This is a genomic window from Pseudomonas sp. AC463, assembly GCF_979253585.1.
Genome location: NZ_CEEDDZ010000410.1, coordinates 1 through 301 on the forward strand (window position 1 = coordinate 1; position 301 = coordinate 301).

Sequence of the window (301 nt, forward strand, 5' to 3'; positions counted from 1 at the left end):
GCGCATACGTGCCGGCGATGTCGGACGAAACCGTGATCGTCCGCAACCAGGGCACGATCTTCCTCGCCGGCCCGCCGCTGGTGAAGGCGGCGACGGGGGAGGTCATCTCCGCCGAGGAGCTGGGCGGCGCCGATACGCACGGCCGCCGCTCCGGCGTCGTCGATCACGTCGCCGAGAACGACGAGCACGCGCTGACGATCGTCCGCGACATCGTCGCCACGCTGCCGCCACAGCACGAATCCGACGTGAACATGCGCGCTCCCGTCGAACCGCGCTTCCCGGCCGAGGACCTGTACGGGAT

Annotated in this window: 1 protein-coding gene; it reads left to right on the plus strand. The window is 70.1% G+C overall.

From position 1 onward, the window contains the following. Positions 1-301 (plus strand): carboxyl transferase domain-containing protein (locus AC0IYH_RS30760; protein ID WP_471837954.1); only part of this gene is annotated, 301 nt, incomplete at both ends.